This window comes from Roseibium sp. SCP14 (assembly GCF_040329475.1).
Lineage (GTDB): Bacteria > Pseudomonadota > Alphaproteobacteria > Rhizobiales > Stappiaceae > Roseibium.
In genome coordinates, this window is record NZ_JBDZYH010000003.1 from 624,446 (window position 1) to 641,875 (window position 17,430).

A 17,430-nucleotide genomic window follows, 5' to 3' on the forward strand; every position below is an offset into this window, starting at 1 on the left:
CTTGACTTCTCCTTTCGGGGGATGGTTGCAGCGCAACATAGGCGCTATAGCTATTGTGACAGTCAGGAGGAGGATAGCTGTTTCATGAAGACCCCAAGCGCATTTTACAAGCCGCTCGCCATCGGAGCCCCGCCCCCTTTTCGCGACCGGCCAGTTTCTCTGGAGCGCATGATCCATTTTGTGCCACCGCATATTGAAAAAATGCGGGCCAAGGTGCCGGATCTGATTCGTAAAGTGGATGTGGTGCTTGGCAATCTTGAAGACGCGATCCCTGCCGATGCGAAAACCGACGCCAGGCGCGGTTTCATCCAGATGGCGCAGGAAAACGACTTCGGGGCAACCGGCTTGTGGACCCGGGTTAACTGCCTGAACAGCCCATGGTTTCTCGATGATTTGCTGGAGATCGTGCCCACTGTCGGAGAAAAGCTCGACGTCATCATGCTGCCGAAGGTCGAAGGTGCGTGGGACATTCATTATCTCGATCAGCTTCTGGCACAACTTGAAGCCAGAGCAGGCCTTTCCCAACCGATCATGATCCACGCGATTCTGGAGACCGCGGAAGGCGTCAAGAACGTGGAACAGATTGCTGCGGCCAGCCCCCGGATGCATGGCATGAGCCTTGGTCCAGCTGACCTGGCGGCCTCAAGGGGTATGAAAACCACGCGTGTTGGTGGTGGTCATCCGGACTATGCTGTGCTTTCCGATACCGCTGATGGCGCTCAGAGAACGGCCTATCAGCAGGATCTTTGGCACTACACAGTCGGCAAGATGGTTGATGCGTGTCTTTCATACGGTCTGAAGCCCTATTATGGACCATTCGGTGATTTTTCTGATCCGCAAGCCTGCGAAAGCCAGTTCCGCAATGCATTTCTGATGGGATGTCTCGGCGCATGGTCCCTTCACCCGACACAAATCGACATTGCAAAGAAGGTCTTCTCGCCGGATCCGGGTGAAGTCGCATTCGCACGAAAAATTCTCGAGGCAATGCCCGACGGAACCGGTGCGGTGATGATTGATGGCAAGATGCAGGACGACGCGACCTGGAAGCAGGCCAAGGTGATCGTGGACCTGGCAAAACTGGTTGCCACGAAAGATTCTGAACTGGCTGAGGTTTATGGTCTTTAGGAAATCGCAAGCCTCGTCGCGTAATGTTTAATATTACAACGCTTGCAAGCAGGTTGCCGACACGGTATCCCGGCATTGCATGCAGTAGGCGGACGAGTAACCATGCGAACGGCAAAATTTAGAATAGGTCAGGTCGTCCGGCACCGGATTTACCCCTTTCGGGGCGTAATCTTCGATGTCGACCCGACATTCAGCAACACGGAAGAATGGTGGAACGCGATACCGGAAGATGTTCGCCCCCGCCGTGACCAGCCTTTCTATCACCTTCTCGCTGAAAACGAGGAGACGGAGTACGTTGCCTATGTCAGTGAGCAGAACCTGGAACCGGATTTGACCGGTGAACCGGTCCGGCATCCGCAAGTAGAAGAGATTTTCGAGGAACAGAACGACGGCTCTTACGTGCCACGCAGTGTCGAAATGCACTAGAACGCGCGTTCCTCGATTTAAAATCGAATAGAACAAAAAAAGGCCGGCGCAATTTTGCGCCGGCCTTTTGATTTTTGCTTGCGCCGAAACCTACTGGCTTTCCTGTTGCGCGTCGATGAGCTTCTGGCGAGCTTCGTCAGCACGTTTCTGCAATTCGCTCTGCAGTTCTTCCTGACGCTTCTGCAGCTCTGCCAGGTTCATCGGTTCGCCGTCATAAACCTTTGTGAAGCCGATCAACGTCATCTTGAAGACGATTTCCTTGGCTTGCTGGTTGTACGGAGCAACCCGCATTTCACCGCCTTGCTTCATGGCATTGATGAAGGTGTCATCAATTGCCAGCTCGGCATAACAGGCGTTTGGCGCACAAATGCTGTACTTGGCCTGAACAGGTTTGCTGTCGTCGATCTGAATACGCAGACCCGGCTGGATCAGAACACCGGTCGGAACGGCCACAAGCAACTTCTTGCGAGCTTCGCCTTCAGTTTCCTGAATGGCGATGTTGCTCAAGAACTGGCCGGTATTGGTGCGTAGCTCAATCGAAATGAAGCAGATTTCCTTCTTCGTATTCGGATTGGTGTTGCATGCCTTCGTCCAAGGGCTTTTTTCTTCCTGGGCAATTGCTGGAGCACCTGCAAAAGAAGACAAGGCCACGAATGCAGCCGTTGCGCATCCGAATAATCCTCTTTTCAAAACACTCTTCATCGAAACGTCCTCAATCGTGCGTGTGCGAAACTTTCGCGTTGTTCTGAGGCATTCCGGATACAACCGCAAGGCCTGTCAGAACATTCGAACCGTGAAAACATGGTAAGGCACCTAATTTGGGCGATAGGGTGACCGATTTGCAACGCAGACCCTTCAAAAGATTCAAATCTGTATATCTTGGTCTTTATGACTTGTACGAGGCGCACCTCAATTAACCATGTGATATTCTCAGAGTTGAGAATCAACGGAATCTCAGGCGGTGGTTATGCGTTTCTTGAAAGATATCGACTTTTCTTTTGAATGCAAAAATGTCGGGCGACTTGCTGCCGCACTGACATTTCTCGTTGCAGCCGGAAGCTCGGCTACGCTCTTGGCCGACGACGAGTCCGTTCCCTGGACGCATGCCATTTCCATGCACGGTTCGCCTGCGCTAGGTCCAGACGAACCTTTTCCCTATGCCAATCCGGAGGCTCCGAAGGGTGGAACGATTACATTGGGCGTTCAGGGGACTTTCGACAGCCTGAATTCCTTTATCGTTCAGGGAGGCTGGACTTCCGCGCGCGGTATGCGTGAACGCCAGTTCGGCAACAACATTCTGGAAAGCCTGCTCGTCCGCTCCTACGCAGAGCCATTCTCGCTCTATGGGCTCATCGCACAGCGCGTTCGGATGCCCGACAGCCGGGAATGGATCGAGTTTGAACTCAATCCAGATGCGAAGTTTTCCGACGGCAGCCCCGTTACCGTCGATGACATTATCTTTTCACTTGAGATCATAAGAGACAAAGGTCGCCCGCCTTACCGGAACTGGTATGCCGCGATCAAGGAAAAGGAAGTTACCGCTCCAAACCGCCTCAAACTGGTTTTTGAGAACGGAGACAACCGGGAGCTTCCACTTTTGATCGCGCTCGCTCCGATCTTTTCCAAAAAGAACACGGATGCTGAAAATTTCGACAAATCGTCGCTGAACCCACCTGTCGGTTCCGGTCCCTACAAATTCAAGACAATCGAACCCGGACGTCTGGTCGTTTATGAGAAAAATCCCGACTACTGGGCGAAGGACCTAGCGGTAAAGGCCGGGTTTGACAATTTCGACGAAATTCGCGTCGAGTACTTCCGGGACGAGACAACGTTGCAGGAAGCCTTCAAGAAAGGGTTGGTGCAGGCTCTGCAGTTCAGAGACCCTGCCCGTTGGGCGACGGGTTTTGATTTCCCAGCAGCCAAAAACGGCGACGTCATACAGCTCGAAATTCCTCGTGGTGTGCCTGCTCCCATGCAGGGCATAGCGATCAACACTCGCCGAGAACAATTTTCCGATCGTACAGTTCGCAAAGCACTCAGAATGCTCTTTGACTTCGAGTGGGTAAATCGCAACCTTTATTACGGCCTCTACAAAAGAACTGCCGGATATTGGGACAATTCCGAACTGTCATCGATCGGGAGACCTGCGAGTGATCGGGAACGCGAGCTTCTGGCGCCGTTTCCCGACGCTGTCGATCCGGAGGTTATGGAAGGAACATGGCGGCCGGCAGACGCCGATGGATCGGGCCGTGACAGAAAGGTTCTTCGGGCAGCTCTGGCAGAGTTTGCAAAGGCGGGATACAGCCTCAAGGATCGGAAGCTTGTAGATGAAAAGACCGGCAATCAGCTGTCCTTCGAAATCCTCGCAAAGAACGAAGACGAAGAGAAGCTGGCGCTCGCCTATATCCGCACGCTCGAGCTGCTCGGGATAAACGCCTCAGTGCGCAGTGTAGATCCGTCGCAGTTTGAGGACAGAAGAACCAAACGGGACTTCGACATGGTGTTCAACACCTGGTACGCATCCCTTTCCCCAGGGGCAGAGCAATACGGCCGCTGGTCGTCGAAAGCTGCGGAGACCGAAGGATCATTCAACTTCGTTGGAGCAAGAGAGCCAGCAATCGACGCACTGATTGACGAACTGGTTGGAGCTCGTAGCCGAGAGAATTTCGTCGACGCGGTGCGTGCATTTGATCGTGTGCTCATTTCCGGCGCCTACGCCGTTCCCCTTTATCACGTCTCAGCAGATTGGGTCGCGCATTGGAAGCAGGTGGTGCCACCACAACATCATTCTCTTTACGGGCACGAATTTGACACCTGGTGGTCGGCAGACGCCCAATAATCGGACCAATGGACGAAAGATAATATGAAAGCCACGCTTGAGAGCCTGACCAAGGAGTATCATGAAAGCGGAGTTTGGTCCGATGTACCGCTTGATGAGTTGTTCCGCCAGACGGCTGCCGATCACCCGGATCGATTGGCTCTGGTGGATGCGTCCGACCGCGTCACGTGGACCGGGGGAACGCCCCGAAGCCTTACCTATGCCGAAGCTGACCGGGAAATTGACCGTCTGGCGGCATTCTTCAGCACCGTTGGATTGTCAGCTGATCATGTGATCGGCATACAGGCGCCGAATACGGTCGATACCGTAATTGCTTTGCTTGCGGCCCTGCGTGCCGACCTGATCATTTCTCCCCTGCCCCTGCATTGGCGCCAGAAAAACGTACTTGAGGCGTTGAACTCGATTGGGGCCAAAGGCTTTATTGCCGCAGATCGTGTCGAGACGAGAGACGTCGGCTCCGCCGCGCGAGATGTCGCCGCAGACCTCTTTTCCCTGCGCTTCGTATTCGGTCTTGGCAAGGACATACCGGACGGACTGATTGAACTCGCTCCGATGCTTGAGGAAATGGGGGACGATCTCCAGTTTTCACCGACCGAACGACCCGAGCCAGCGGACCACACCGCTACCATCTGCTGGAGCAGAAGCGGCGAAGAAAACGTTCCGGTCAGCCGATGTCACAACCATTGGATTTCAGCTGCCCAAATGGTGGTACAGGAAGCACATATCAAAGATGGCAGTGCCATCGTTGCTCCCTACTCCCTCAGCGGATTGACCGGTTTGGGCGCGGGTCTCGTGCCTTGTCTTCTCACAGGAAGCACACTCCATCTCCATCATCCGACCTCGCTTGCAAATCTTGCAGCGCATGCAAACGAGGTAAATGCTGACGTTGTCATCACGCCAGGGCCTCTGGCGCAGACGCTCGACAGAAAGTTAGAGAGTTCCAACACAACGATACTTGCAGCCTGGAACATCTCGGCGCCGCATCCGTCCACTTTCGTGGCAAGACGTCGGTTGGTGGATGTGCACGTGGCAGACGAATTCGCACTTCTGGCAAAGGCGAGAGGACCTTCTGCAAAAATGAAGGCAACTGCCCTGGGAAAGCATAGCGGGCCGAACGGGTGCGAGAGCGGGCCAGCCCTTCTGGAAATTGCAGTGACGGATGAAGTAGAGGAGCAAACTCCTACTTTGTTGGTCAAAGGTCCAATGGTACCCGATATCGGTTGGCGGACGATCAATGGTGATCAGCGCCGGGTGCGCTGGGAAGGAACGGGCTTTCTGAACACCAATATCAAGGTTGAATTGGTGGAAGACGGAATTTCCGGCTTCGGCATTCCCGGTTTGTATGCCCTTGGAACGGGCAACCTTGAAACAGTCGACGTGATCTACGCCGGCTACCCGGGCATTCGGGAAGCAGCCGCGTTTGTTGTAGAGGATCCGATCCTGGGAGCCAGAATGTATGCCGCGCTCGTTCCCGATGCAGGAAACGTTCCGGATGCGGGTTCGTTTTTTGCCTATCTGGATGCCGAGGGCGTTGATCTGGCCAAGATACCGCACAGGGTGCTGATTTTGCAGTCGCTGCCGAGGAACGCTGACGGAACAATTTGCCGAGAGCGATTGACGATGCGCACACAGCGACTGCCAGCGGCAGTGGCGTAAATCGTGACCCAAACGGGAAAAGAGCATGGATGTTGAAACATCGCTCTCCTGGCGAGGGCCTTATTGGTATGCCGGAAGACGTCCCAGACGCAGCGGCAATGTCGATGCACCGGAAGATCTGGATATTTCTCTGGTAAAAATGTTTGAACGCGGAAGCGTTCTACCGAGGGCGTTGCCGGCTGCTGTTGTTGTTGACGTGACCGCAATCAATCTATCTCAGCTTGGTGACTTTTTTGACTGGCTTGCTCCTCAGGTCAAGGATCTGCCTTGTGATGTTCCCTTTTATGTCCTGACAGGTAGCAAAGACGAGTTGCCGGAGGGCGTTCAGGCAACAGCGATCATCGACAAGGTCGTGCCCGACGATGTCTTGCTCATGCTGATTTGTATTCACCAGCGAGCGCTCTTGCGATCCGAAGAAGCTCAACTGCGACGACGGGTGTTCGGCCGGATTCCCGGTTTTGGTTCTGCGCCGCATCATTCAGGCTCAAGCAGCCTGTTGGTTGTCGGCCTGAGCGGTCGTTATCTGGAATGGCAGGATGCGAGCGAGCAAAAGGTCGAAGTGGTAGGTGCTTTCGACGGCAACATGGCCGTCGAATTCATGTCTCAACGAGCCTTTGATGCCGTTGTGGTCGACGCTCCTTTCGATGACGCTATTGACTATATGCAGCAAATACGCAGAGACGCTCGATTTGCCGGTCTCCCCGTTTTGGCCGTTTGTGAACACGAAGAAGATTCAATCCTGCTGTTTCGAAACGGTGCATCTGATGTTCTGGTCGGTGAAAATCGGCGGGAAACCCTGACGGCGAGGCTCGTTTCAGCGATACGTTTCGGAAAGAGACGACGCTTGGCAGATCGCATTCTAGCCGAGAGTCATGTCTGGCTGCGTCAGCAGATCAATCATGGCGGGCTGGACGTAGAACACTATACAAACTACCTGGAAACCTGCAGCAACGCACTGGCGGTCAAGGGGTTGGACCTTTGGGAAATGCGTTTGCAACCTGAAAATTTCGGTTTGGAAATCAGGACGCCCGATGATCTGGAAGAGATCTACAACACGTTGATTTCCATCGCCGATGCGACCAGTCGAGATGAAGACCTCGTATGCCTTGTGCGTGGACTTGGACCGGTCGCCGTCTTGAAAAACGAAGCCGGAACCAGCCGTCTGCAAAAACGGATCAACTCCATTTTGAGCCATACACAGCTTTAGCGGCAATTAGCCCTAATTGTGCCCTGAATATGAGATTGGAATATCTCAAGAATTCAGTAGGCTCTTAATTTGCCAGTTCAACATATGGAACCTCAATGAGCGAAGCTTCTCCCATTACCGTCGATGTCGTTTCGGATGTCATGTGCCCCTGGTGCTTCATCGGCAAAAGACGGTTGGAAGCCGCTCTGCGATCTTTGCCTCAATTGCCGGTCCTGGTCCGGTGGCATCCGTTTCAACTCGATTCAACACTTCCAAAAACCGGCAAAGACCGGCAACAGTACCTCAGTGACAAGTTCGGTGGCCTTGAGCGCGCCAAGGCCTTCTACAGCCAAATCGAAGCGGCGGGACAGGACGAGCAAATCGATTTTGCTTTCGATGCGATCAAGCTGTCTCCCAACACGCTGGATTGTCATCGATTGATCCTGTGGTCACGGTCCGACAATCTGCAGGATGAAGTCGTGGAACTTCTCTTCCGCGCCTATTTCCTGCAGGGAGAAGACTTGACCAGACCAGAAACCCTGGTCCGTATATCAGCCGAGGCGGGAATGCAGTCGGATCTCGTTGAGCAGTTGCTTGAAACCGAAACCGATCTCGACAAGGTTCAGGCTCAAATCGCTAAGGCTCAGGAGTCCGGGGTTTCCGGAGTACCCTGTTTCATCATAGATGGCCGGTTTGTCCTGGCGGGTGCGGAAAAGGCTGAAACTATCGCGGCGGCGCTATTGCACGCCGAAGAAACCCGTACGAACCCCGAAGCGGAGTTCTCGGGGTAAATTTCAACTGTCTTTGCTCACAAAAAAGCCCCGCCGTTCGGCGGGGCCTTTGTTTTGAATGTCATTGATTGAATCAACCGGGCAATGATTGATCAGCCACGAAGGATTGAGCGTCCGGCGTAGATGGCCTGCGGTCCGAGTTCTTCTTCGATACGGATCAGCTGATTGTATTTTGCCAACCGGTCGGAACGTGCAAGAGAGCCGGTTTTGATCTGACCGCAGTTGGTTGCTACAGCCAGGTCGGCAATGGTCGAATCTTCGGTTTCACCGGAACGGTGCGACATGACAGCAGTGTAAGCCGCCTTATGTGCAGTTTCGACCGCATCAAGGGTCTCAGACAGCGTTCCGATCTGGTTTACCTTGATAAGGATGGAGTTGGCGACACCCATGTCGATGCCTTTGCGCAGGCGTTCCGAGTTGGTCACGAACAGATCGTCACCAACGAGCTGACACTTGTTGCCGATCAAGTCGGTCGTGGCTTTCCAACCGTCCCAATCATCTTCGGCGAGGCCGTCTTCGATAGAGATAATCGGATAGCGGGATACCAGGTCGGCCAGGTATTTCGCCATTTCTTCCGGAGCCAGGGACTTTCCTTCACCTTCCAGGACATACTTGCCGTCCTTGAAGAACTCAGTGGATGCTGCATCTAGTGCCAGGAAGACATCGTCGCCCGGTTTGTAACCGGCGGTTTCGATCGCTTTCATGACGAAACCGATTGCAGCGTCCGTTGATTCCAGGTTCGGCGCGAATCCACCTTCGTCACCTACATTGGTGTTGTGACCCGCAGCGTTCAACGCTTTCTTCAGTGTGTGGAAGATTTCAGAACCCATGCGGACTGCGTCGCTCAGCGAGTCCGCGCCGACCGGCATGATCATGAATTCCTGGAAATCAATCGGATTGTCGGCATGCGCCCCACCGTTGATGATGTTCATCATCGGAACCGGAAGCGTGCGTGCGGACGTCCCCCCTACATACCGGTAAAGCGGAAGGCCTGAAGCTTGTGCGGCAGCACGTGCAACTGCAAGAGAAACACCAAGAATGGCATTTGCGCCAAGTCGGGCCTTGTTGCCGGTGCCGTCCAGGTCGATCATTGCCTGGTCAATTTGCAGTTGGTCTTCTGCCTCGAGGCCACCAATCGTCTCGAAAATTTCACCGTTTACCGCATCCACGGCTTGCTGCACGCCCTTGCCCATAAAGCGGTCACCGCCGTCGCGCAGTTCGACCGCCTCATGTGCACCTGTCGATGCACCGGAGGGAACAGCCGCGCGCCCGAAGGAGCCATCTTCCAGGAATACGTCAACTTCAACGGTCGGGTTTCCGCGACTGTCAAAAATTTGACGGCCGACAACATCGATAATAGCGGTCATGGAAGGACTCCTTGTCACATGGTCCAGAACATACGTTTAGCCGGTGGAAGGTCCGGCTACTTCGACAGCCGTTTCAACGGCCTGATTTCGCGAGCAAAGCTCAGCAAGAAAAAGCCGCATCAAACATGCGGCTTCACAACTAGACGGCACCACCGGGTGATTTGACGACTTCATCAAGCGCCTTCAACTGGCGCAGCAGCGATTCAAGGTCTTTCATGGGAACCATGTTTGGTCCATCAGACGGTGCATTGTCCGGATCAGGATGTGTTTCGATGAAGAGGCCAGCGACACCGACGGCAACAGCAGCACGCGCGAGTACCGGAACCATCGTACGGTCACCGCCAGTAGACGCACCCTGCCCCCCCGGCTGCTGAACCGAGTGCGTGGCGTCAAACACTACCGGTGCGCCGGTCTGTGCCATGATTGGCAGCGCACGCATGTCGCTAACCAGCGTGTTGTAACCAAAACTCGCGCCGCGCTCGGTCAAAAGAACGTTCGGATTGCCCGAACCGGTGACCTTGCCGAGGACATTCTTCATGTCCCAGGGAGCAAGGAACTGTCCTTTTTTCACATTAACCGTTTTACCGGTCTGTGCTGCCGCAACAAGCAGGTCTGTCTGGCGGCACAAAAAGGCCGGGATCTGCAGGATATCCACGATCTCGCCAACCGGTGCACATTGGTCCGCAGCGTGAACGTCCGTAACAACAGGCATGCCGAATTTTTCTTTGATCTCGGCAAAAATCGGCAAGGCGTCTTTCAAGCCTACACCGCGTCCTCCAGACAACGACGTTCTGTTCGCTTTGTCGAAAGACGACTTATAGACGGTCGCAATCCCGAGCTTGTCTGTGATTTCCTTGATGGCAGCAGCACATTCAAGTGCGTGGTCGCGGCTTTCAAGAGCACATGGCCCTGCCATCAGGCTGAAAGCTGCACTATTGCTAAACGTTACATTTCCAACAGCTACTTCGCGGTTAGCCTGCGTCATCACTCACCATTTTCAGTAGGTCGTCGTTACCGACAGAAATTTGCGTGTTCCATAGCGCCCTTTTGATCGCACCGCAATATCGGCGATTGTGAGAATTTGAGAACCTTAAATCGATTTAGTAGTGCCATGCCTCGATTTTGCCGAATATCAGCACAATCTTCTCGCCGAAGAGCAAGCCCTTCCAGGCTGGTCAGAAAATGAGTTCATTCGATCCATTGCGGGTCTTTTTTTCTTTCTGGTAATACATTTGGGAGGTCTTGCGGCTAGCATGATTGGATCTTCGATGGTTGTTTGAGTAACCGGTGACAGATGCTAATAGGGTTCACAAAAGACGTTAAATGGAAGTTTTCTTATGAATAAACCCATTCGAAAAGCCGTGTTGCCCGTCGCAGGGCTTGGTACACGCTTTCTGCCGGCTACAAAGGCTGTGCCCAAGGAAATGCTGACGATCGTTGATCGGCCAATCATTCAATACGTTGTCGATGAAGCGCGAGCTGCGGGTATTGAGCATATTGTCTTTGTGACCGGCCGGAACAAGCAGGTTATCGAAGACCATTTCGATATGGCGTACGAGCTTGAAGATACCCTGAAGGCAAGAAACAAGGCTGCAGCCCTGGAGCTGTTGGAAAAACATCGTCCGCAACCGGGTTCGACTAGCTTTACCCGTCAACAGGCACCATTGGGGCTCGGGCATGCTATCTGGTGTGCCCGCGACATCATCGGTGATGAACCGTTTGCCATCCTCCTGCCCGACGTGATTATCAAGTCGAAAGTCAGCTGCCTGAAACAGATGGTCGACCTTTACGACCAGACAGGTGGCAACATCATCGCGGTGGAAGAAGTGCCTGAAGACCAGACACATAATTACGGCATTGTCGAATTGGCCGAGGGCATCAACGCCAACGCCAGCCGCATTTCCAATATGGTTGAGAAGCCGGCTCCTGGCACAGCCCCTTCCAATCTGATGATCACCGGCCGCTATATTCTTCAGGCTGAAATCTTTGATCTTCTGTCTAACCAGAAACAAGGAGCCGGCGGCGAGATTCAGCTGACTGATAGCATGTTGACGCTGATGAAAGAGCAGCCGTTTTCGTCGATCAAGTTCGAGGGACGCAGCTATGACTGCGGCAGCAAGTCAGGTTTCCTGAGCGCAAATATCGCATTCGGTATGGACGATCCCAAGCTTGCCCAGGACCTGGTCCCCTTCATGCAAGAGATGATCCAGAAGCCTGTAGCCGCCGAATAGGAACTACGGACAGGCCCGTCAGCCAAGTGAACGCCAAACAACTTTCTCAATCAGGCCGGAGGCATGGAGCGTCCGGCTTTTTTGCAACCGCATAAGCATGTTAGCGAAAAAACGAGAGCACTCGTTTTGAACGAATGCGAGAAAATTGGTTTGGTTCCGGTTGTTGCGTGCCGCTCTCGTCACAAACAGATATGTGATGGATTGCCTAGCCACCTCTTTCGGTTGCAGAATTGGCTTACACACAGTTTCTGTAGAACACACGTTTCCTGGTCGATTGCCAGCAAACTGCTGGAGGGCACAATGCGATATGTCATTACAGACTATGATGAGTCTGAGTATCACCGTCTTGAGGCTTTGGCAGCCCTGCTTGACCCTTACACATTCCACATCCTTGAACAGGTAGGTATTCGACCTGATTGGCAGTGTCTGGAGATCGGAGCCGGCATTGGCTCCGTTTCGAAATGGATTGCCGATCAACTGGAAGAAGCGGGCAACATCCTGTGCACCGATCTGCAGACGAAATTTATCGACGAGATCGACCATCCGAAAATTCGAACCGAGAAACTGGACATCACGCTTTCACCGACCTACAGCGAGTGTTTCGATCTCGCAGTGGTCAGAACGGTGCATCAACACCTGGCCGATCACGATTCGGCTGCCCGCAATCTGGCCAAGATGGTGCGTCCGGGTGGACATATTCTGTATATCGAACCCGACATACATCCCGCCTTCAGTGATGATCACCCGGTCTGGAAACGCCTCTGGCAGGCGCTTTTTCAATGGGGCGCACGCCGCGATATCGACTACTTCACTGGAAGGAGAGTGCCGCAGAAGCTCGCCGAAATCGGATTGGATGTGATTTCAGTCCGCGGTGAAACGGCTCTGTTCAATAGCCGGAACACTGGCGATCCCGCCCACGCCGTGTATCGAATGACGTTTGATATCGTGCTGCCCGATCTGGTCAAGCAGGGATACCTGTCCAATGCAGACCGAGAGGAAGTAGGTGCGCTTCTCGATAATCCAAACGTCTGGCTGATGAGCTTCTGCTTTTTCGCCACCCATGCACGCAAGCCAAGTTCCAACAGCGCTTGAGGGATCTCCTCGGCCACCCTCGCAATGTCTGCTCGAGTTGTTTGGTCCGCCAAGCCTCTTGAATCGCGACCGTTCCAATCTGTTTTGAAATGATCCGAAACAGCCCGGATGGCGTATTATGATCGGGATCGAAAGAGGAGGTACCGATTATGTCGAGGGCTCGTTTCGGCAAATTTTTGCTCGTGGCCAGTTTGGCTTGGTTCCTCAGTGTGGGTGCTGGAAAAGCTGAAAACAATCTGGATGGTGATGCATTTCAAATGATCATCAAAAATCAGATGAATGCTTTTGCGTCCGGCAATGCAGAGAAAGCATTCTCATTTGCGACCAGGAGCCTTCAGCAACGCTTCCAGACCCCGGAGTTCTTCATGCAAATGGTCCGCCAGGGATACAAACCGGTCTATCGGCCCAGAAGCGTCGCCTTCGGTAAGTCCAAAATGACCCGCTACGGCCCGACGCAGGAAGTTTTTGTCACGGGGCCCAAGGGCGAAAACTGGCTCGCCCTTTACAGTTTTGAACAACAAGCAGACGGAAGTTGGCGGATATCTGGTTGTTACTTGAGAAAACTCGATGACATTTCAGCATAACGAGAACGCGTAAACCGCCGAGTTCTTTCAAAGTTCCGGTATATCGCCGCGCGCCCAGTCTTCCTTTGTCCTGGCGTAGAAGTCCTCAAACCTGCCTTCTTCGATGGCATCTCGCATGCCCTGCATGAGCTCCTGATAGTAGGCAATGTTGTTCCAGGTGAGCAGCATTCCAGCCAGTCCCTCACCTGCCCTGACCAAGTGATGCAGGTATGCGCGGCTGTAAGTACTCGATGCCGGGCATACGCTTCCTTCGTCCAGTGGACGGGGATCGTCCTGATGCCGGGCATTTTTGAGGTTCACTTTTCCAAACCGGGTGTACGCAAGACCGTGCCGTCCGGCGCGGGTCGGCATAACGCAGTCGAACTGATCAATGCCGCGTTTCACGCTTTCAAGAAGATCATCAGGGGTACCGACACCCATCAGGTACCGGGGTTTGTCCGCCGGCATCACGGGCGTGGTGATATCGAGCATTTTCAACATCACGTCCTGAGGTTCGCCGACTGCGAGGCCACCGACAGAGTATCCCTCGAATGGCAGTTTTCCGAGTTCTTCAGCTGATCTTATGCGCAGGTCAGGCTGATCCCCCCCCTGAACGATCCCGTAAAGCCCCTGCCCCTTTTCGGGGCCACCCATTTCCTCGAACTGTGTCCTGGAGCGCTCGGCCCACCGCAACGACAGCTCCATTGCCCGTTGGACTTCCTCTTTCGGACTGGGCAACTTGATGCATTCATCCAGCTGCATCTGGATATCTGAACCGAGCAATCCCTGAATTTCGATCGACCGTTCCGGCGTCAGATGGTATTTGCTCCCATCGATATGACTTTGAAACCGGACACCTTCTTCATCCAGTTTTCTGAGCTGTGCCAAAGACATGACCTGAAAGCCGCCGCTGTCGGTAAGGATCGTGTGCGGCCAGTTCATGAATTTGTGCAATCCACCAAGTCGGTCGACACGTTCAGCTGTTGGACGCAACATCAGGTGGTAGGTGTTCCCGAGCACCACATCCGCACCAGTCTGTCGAACCTGTTCAGGATACATCGCTTTCACGGTTGCTTGCGTGCCCACCGGCATGAAGGCCGGCGTACGAACGACGCCGTGCGGCGTGGTTATTTCCCCGCGCCGGGCCATGCCGTCGGTGGCGATCAGTTTGAAACCGAATTTCTTTTTGTTCTCCGACATGGACTTTCCTCAGATCGCATTTCTTTGCGGAAACAGAAGCGAAGCGTCTCCATAGCTGTAGAAACGGTATTCGCTGGAAATGGCGTGCTTGTACGCATTCTGCATGGTTTCCAGCCCCGAAAACGCAGAAACCAGCATAAACAACGTTGAACGTGGCAAATGGAAATTAGTCATCAGAGCATCGATCGCCTTGAACCTGTATCCCGGCGTAATGAAAATCGATGTCTTGTCAGCAAAAGGAGCAATCGTGCCTGTTTTCTGCGCAGAACTTTCAAGGATGCGGAGAGACGTGGTTCCCACGCTGACGACCCTGTTTCCCCTCGCCCGCACCTTCAGCAACGCACGTGCGGTCTCTTCCGAAACTTCGCCCCATTCAGCATGCATCTTGTGGTCATCCGTGTCGTCCGCCTTGACCGGCAGGAACGTTCCGGCTCCGACGTGCAGTGTCACACGATGTTGCTCAATCCCCCTGTCCGTCAGACTTTTGAGAAGATCATCCGTGAAGTGCAGTCCCGCTGTAGGCGCGGCTACTGCTCCATCTCTCTCGGCAAAGATGGTCTGATAGTCCTTGCGGTCCTGCTCGTCCTCTCCGCGCTTTTGAGCAATATATGGAGGCAATGGAATGTGCCCCACTGACGCGATTGCAATGTCGAGCTCGGGACCGGACTTCTCAAACGCCAGCAGAACCTCCCCACCCTCGGATTTTTTGATGACTTTTGCAGTTAGCGTCGCGTCGTCGTTCGAAAAGACAACGACATCATCCAGTTGGAGTTTTTTGGCAGGCCTTACGAAGGCGTGCCATTGGTCCGGCGCGGAACGCAAGTGCAATGTTGCACTGACACCGGCAACAGCGTCGCCTCGACTACGCTTTCCTTCCAGCTGCGCCGGAATGACTTTGGTGTCGTTAAAGACCAATGCGTCTCCCGGATCCAGAATTTCAGCCAGGTCCCTTACGCCCCTATCGCCTAGGACTTCGTCGTGATCCGGACGCACGACAAGCATACGCGCAGAGTCTCGCGGCCTTGCGGGCCTCAGCGCAATTCGTTCATTCGGAAGCTCGAAGTCAAATTGATCCACTCGCATGGGGTAGCAGTCTGGTCCGTTTCAAAGTGGGGCTTGCCGGTTGGATACTTTTCTAGATTTTTGGTCCAAAATCGGCTGCTCAGTCAGCGGCTCTTAGCTGGCGAGCAATGCGAGGTCAACTCTCGACACCGCAATTATTCCGAAGTCAAAAAAACAGCGCGGACAGAGGCCCACGCTGTTGAACTCTACCGTAATAGAACCAATCAGGCAGCGTCAGCGGCGACCTTCAGTGACACTATGTTGTCCGGATCAACTACCGGTTCGCCGCGCTTGATCTTGTCGACATTGTCCATGCCTTCGATGACCTCACCCCAAACGGTGTATTGGCCATCGAGCCACGGTGCGTCGGTGAAACAGATGAAGAACTGGCTGTCGCCGGAGTTCGGATCCATGGCACGTGCCATGGAACAAGTTCCGCGTACGTGTTTTTCCTTGCTGAACTCTGCCTTCAGTTTTTGTCCCGAACCGCCAGTGCCAGTTCCCTGCGGGCAGCCGGTCTGCGCCATGAAACCGTCGATTACACGGTGAAAGACGATCCCGTCATAAAAACCATCGCGAACAAGTTCCTTGATGCGCGCAACATGCGTTGGTGCAAGGTCGGGTTTCATTTCGATAAACACCGGTCCCTGGCTCGTTTCCATGACCAACGTGTTTTCGGCGTCTTTTATCTCAGCCATTTTTATCTCCTTGAGTTTATTCCGTTCTTTGCAGTTCTGCCTCAGCTGGCGTCAGCCGCGATCTGCATCTTGATGATCTTGTCCGGGTTCGCAGGAGGTTCGCCGCGCGTGATCTTGTCGACGTGCTCCATTCCTTCAACAACCTGGCCGAAGACCGTGTATTTGCCATCCAGCCAGTCGGCTTTACCGAAAGTGATGAAAAATTGGGAATTCGCGCTGTTCGGATCGTTCGTGCGCGCCATTCCAAGGGTACCTCGAACAAATGGTGTGTCAGTAAATTCTGCGGCCAAGTCGGATTCTTCAGATCCCCCCATGCCTGTACCTGTCGGATCCCCGGTCTGTGCCATAAAACCATCGATCACACGGTGAAAGACAATTCCGTCGTAAAAACCCTCGCGGGTCAGTTTCTTGATGCGTTCGACGTGCTGAGGCGCAAGGTCTGGACGCAGTTGAATAACGACACGCCCGTCCTTCAAATCCAGATAGAGCGTGTTCTCAGGGTCATTGTCCTGAGCGAAAGCGGTCGCAGGAATGGCAATCAGTGATGCCAGAACAGCGAAAACTGCGAATAATTTTGACACTGGGAACTCCTAACGTTCAGGTCAAAGAATGTTGTTGAATCATGCGTCTGGTCTTGCCCGCAGACGTAGTGGTTGCGCAACCGGTTCGGGTACAAACGCCGCGATTTCCCCGCCCATTTTGGCGATTTGCCTTACCAAGGTAGCCGTGATGTGACGCACGTTTGGAGACGCGGGCAGAAAAACAGTCCGGATTTCAGGGGCCAGCGTGCCGTTCATGCCTGCCATCTGCATTTCGTAATCCAGATCTGTTCCATCCCGCAATCCACGCACGAGATAGGCAGCTTCCTGTTCCTTGGCGGTATCGATGACGAGGTTGGAAAAAGCAATGACGTCGATGCGATTTGCTTCTTCCGGGCTGAACTCAGCACGCGCCGAAGCATGAATGAGGTCTACACGCTCTTCAAATGAGAACAGCGGTGACTTGCCGGGATGAATTCCGATTGCAACCACGACTCTGTCTGCCAGAGCCAGAGATTGACGCAGAATATCCATATGGCCGTTGGTAACCGGATCGAATGACCCTGGATAAAGTGCAATGCGTTTCATGGCTCTTCAATACTCTGACTATTGTCTGGTCACAAGGAAAACAGCTGATTTGAAAGGACTTTGTCAT

General features: G+C 53.7%; 17 protein-coding genes. 9 read left to right on the forward strand and 8 right to left on the reverse strand.

The annotated features are described in order from the left end of the window. Positions 1-84: 84 nt before the first annotated feature. Entirely contained in the window at positions 85-1,125 is a 1,041-nt protein-coding gene (locus ABLQ08_RS15485; RefSeq protein ID WP_352943851.1) for an HpcH/HpaI aldolase/citrate lyase family protein, read from the forward strand. Positions 1,126-1,227: 102 nt separating this feature from the next. Next, positions 1,228-1,551, forward strand: coding sequence for a heat shock protein HspQ (gene hspQ, locus ABLQ08_RS15490; RefSeq protein ID WP_352943853.1), 324 nt, complete (start codon positions 1,228-1,230; stop codon positions 1,549-1,551). A gap of 90 nt (positions 1,552-1,641) precedes the next feature. Here hspQ and ABLQ08_RS15495 read toward each other — a convergent pair whose 3' ends face one another. Next, positions 1,642-2,253 carry an invasion associated locus B family protein gene (locus ABLQ08_RS15495; protein ID WP_352943855.1) on the reverse strand — a complete coding sequence of 204 codons (612 nt, stop codon included), beginning with the start codon at positions 2,251-2,253 and terminating at the stop codon, positions 1,642-1,644. Between the two features lie 265 nt (positions 2,254-2,518). On the opposite strand from ABLQ08_RS15495, the gene ABLQ08_RS15500 reads away from it, so the two are divergent. The 4 genes from ABLQ08_RS15500 to ABLQ08_RS15515 all read left to right on the forward strand — a co-directional run bounded on the left by ABLQ08_RS15500 (position 2,519) and on the right by ABLQ08_RS15515 (position 8,023). Next, complete coding sequence (locus tag ABLQ08_RS15500; protein ID WP_417714917.1) at positions 2,519-4,390, forward strand: extracellular solute-binding protein; 1,872 nt, start codon at positions 2,519-2,521, stop codon at positions 4,388-4,390. A gap of 24 nt (positions 4,391-4,414) precedes the next feature. Continuing rightward, positions 4,415-6,046 (forward strand): class I adenylate-forming enzyme family protein, encoded by a 1,632-nt coding sequence (locus tag ABLQ08_RS15505; RefSeq protein ID WP_352943857.1) that lies wholly within the window; start codon positions 4,415-4,417, stop codon positions 6,044-6,046. Between the two features lie 25 nt (positions 6,047-6,071). Next, entirely contained in the window at positions 6,072-7,253 is a 1,182-nt protein-coding gene (locus ABLQ08_RS15510; RefSeq protein ID WP_352943859.1) for a hypothetical protein, read from the forward strand. Positions 7,254-7,348: 95 nt separating this feature from the next. After that, positions 7,349-8,023, forward strand: coding sequence for a DsbA family oxidoreductase (locus ABLQ08_RS15515; RefSeq protein ID WP_352943861.1), 675 nt, complete (start codon positions 7,349-7,351; stop codon positions 8,021-8,023). A gap of 92 nt (positions 8,024-8,115) precedes the next feature. Here ABLQ08_RS15515 and eno read toward each other — a convergent pair whose 3' ends face one another. Next, positions 8,116-9,390: a phosphopyruvate hydratase gene (gene eno / locus ABLQ08_RS15520; protein WP_352943863.1), complete on the reverse strand. Its 1,275-nt coding sequence runs from the start codon at positions 9,388-9,390 to the stop codon at positions 8,116-8,118. 139 nt (positions 9,391-9,529) lie between these two features. Continuing rightward, entirely contained in the window at positions 9,530-10,375 is an 846-nt protein-coding gene (kdsA, locus tag ABLQ08_RS15525) for a 3-deoxy-8-phosphooctulonate synthase (RefSeq protein ID WP_352943864.1), read from the reverse strand. Between the two features lie 352 nt (positions 10,376-10,727). Here kdsA and galU point away from each other — a divergent pair, with 352 nt between their 5' ends. The 3 genes from galU (at position 10,728) to ABLQ08_RS15540 (ending at position 13,297) form a co-directional block, all read left to right on the forward strand. After that, entirely contained in the window at positions 10,728-11,621 is an 894-nt protein-coding gene (galU, locus tag ABLQ08_RS15530) for a UTP--glucose-1-phosphate uridylyltransferase GalU (RefSeq protein ID WP_352943866.1), read from the forward strand. A 300-nt stretch (positions 11,622-11,921) separates the two neighbouring features. Then, on the forward strand, positions 11,922-12,713 hold the full coding sequence (locus ABLQ08_RS15535; protein ID WP_352943868.1) for a class I SAM-dependent methyltransferase: 792 nt from the start codon (positions 11,922-11,924) through the stop codon (positions 12,711-12,713). 257 nt (positions 12,714-12,970) lie between these two features. After that, on the forward strand, positions 12,971-13,297 hold the full coding sequence (locus ABLQ08_RS15540) for a DUF4864 domain-containing protein (protein WP_352943870.1): 327 nt from the start codon (positions 12,971-12,973) through the stop codon (positions 13,295-13,297). A gap of 27 nt (positions 13,298-13,324) precedes the next feature. Here the strand turns inward: ABLQ08_RS15540 and tgt are convergent, their stop codons facing one another. The 5 genes from tgt to coaD form a co-directional block, all read right to left on the reverse strand. Further along, positions 13,325-14,476, reverse strand: coding sequence for a tRNA guanosine(34) transglycosylase Tgt (tgt, locus tag ABLQ08_RS15545; RefSeq protein WP_352943872.1), 1,152 nt, complete (start codon positions 14,474-14,476; stop codon positions 13,325-13,327). Positions 14,477-14,485: 9 nt separating this feature from the next. Beyond that, positions 14,486-15,559, reverse strand: a complete 1,074-nt coding sequence (queA, locus tag ABLQ08_RS15550) for a tRNA preQ1(34) S-adenosylmethionine ribosyltransferase-isomerase QueA (RefSeq protein WP_352943874.1) — start codon at positions 15,557-15,559, stop codon at positions 14,486-14,488. A gap of 203 nt (positions 15,560-15,762) precedes the next feature. After that, a complete protein-coding gene (locus ABLQ08_RS15555; protein WP_352943875.1) occupies positions 15,763-16,236 on the reverse strand; it encodes a peptidylprolyl isomerase in 474 nt (157 codons plus the stop codon). Between the two features lie 41 nt (positions 16,237-16,277). Then, on the reverse strand, positions 16,278-16,817 hold the full coding sequence (locus ABLQ08_RS15560) for a peptidylprolyl isomerase (RefSeq protein ID WP_417714918.1): 540 nt from the start codon (positions 16,815-16,817) through the stop codon (positions 16,278-16,280). Positions 16,818-16,856: 39 nt separating this feature from the next. Next, on the reverse strand, positions 16,857-17,363 hold the full coding sequence (gene coaD / locus ABLQ08_RS15565; protein ID WP_352943877.1) for a pantetheine-phosphate adenylyltransferase: 507 nt from the start codon (positions 17,361-17,363) through the stop codon (positions 16,857-16,859). Positions 17,364-17,430: the final 67 nt, after the last annotated feature.

What these genes read in the sequence shown, in the direction of transcription:
- coaD (WP_352943877.1), bottom strand. Translation starts at nt 17,363, where the DNA reads ATGAAACGCATTGCACTTTATCCAGGGTCATTCGATCCGGTTACCAAC.
- ABLQ08_RS15495 (WP_352943855.1), bottom strand. Translation starts at nt 2,253, where the DNA reads ATGAAGAGTGTTTTGAAAAGAGGATTATTCGGATGCGCAACGGCTGCA.
- hspQ (WP_352943853.1), top strand. Translation starts at nt 1,228, where the DNA reads ATGCGAACGGCAAAATTTAGAATAGGTCAGGTCGTCCGGCACCGGATT.
- ABLQ08_RS15500 (WP_417714917.1), top strand. Translation starts at nt 2,519, where the DNA reads ATGCGTTTCTTGAAAGATATCGACTTTTCTTTTGAATGCAAAAATGTC.
- ABLQ08_RS15540 (WP_352943870.1), top strand. Translation starts at nt 12,971, where the DNA reads ATGATCATCAAAAATCAGATGAATGCTTTTGCGTCCGGCAATGCAGAG.
- ABLQ08_RS15555 (WP_352943875.1), bottom strand. Translation starts at nt 16,236, where the DNA reads ATGGCTGAGATAAAAGACGCCGAAAACACGTTGGTCATGGAAACGAGC.
- ABLQ08_RS15510 (WP_352943859.1), top strand. Translation starts at nt 6,072, where the DNA reads ATGGATGTTGAAACATCGCTCTCCTGGCGAGGGCCTTATTGGTATGCC.
- tgt (WP_352943872.1), bottom strand. Translation starts at nt 14,476, where the DNA reads ATGTCGGAGAACAAAAAGAAATTCGGTTTCAAACTGATCGCCACCGAC.
- ABLQ08_RS15485 (WP_352943851.1), top strand. Translation starts at nt 85, where the DNA reads ATGAAGACCCCAAGCGCATTTTACAAGCCGCTCGCCATCGGAGCCCCG.
- kdsA (WP_352943864.1), bottom strand. Translation starts at nt 10,375, where the DNA reads ATGACGCAGGCTAACCGCGAAGTAGCTGTTGGAAATGTAACGTTTAGC.
- ABLQ08_RS15535 (WP_352943868.1), top strand. Translation starts at nt 11,922, where the DNA reads ATGCGATATGTCATTACAGACTATGATGAGTCTGAGTATCACCGTCTT.
- galU (WP_352943866.1), top strand. Translation starts at nt 10,728, where the DNA reads ATGAATAAACCCATTCGAAAAGCCGTGTTGCCCGTCGCAGGGCTTGGT.
- queA (WP_352943874.1), bottom strand. Translation starts at nt 15,559, where the DNA reads ATGCGAGTGGATCAATTTGACTTCGAGCTTCCGAATGAACGAATTGCG.
- eno (WP_352943863.1), bottom strand. Translation starts at nt 9,390, where the DNA reads ATGACCGCTATTATCGATGTTGTCGGCCGTCAAATTTTTGACAGTCGC.
- ABLQ08_RS15515 (WP_352943861.1), top strand. Translation starts at nt 7,349, where the DNA reads ATGAGCGAAGCTTCTCCCATTACCGTCGATGTCGTTTCGGATGTCATG.
- ABLQ08_RS15505 (WP_352943857.1), top strand. Translation starts at nt 4,415, where the DNA reads ATGAAAGCCACGCTTGAGAGCCTGACCAAGGAGTATCATGAAAGCGGA.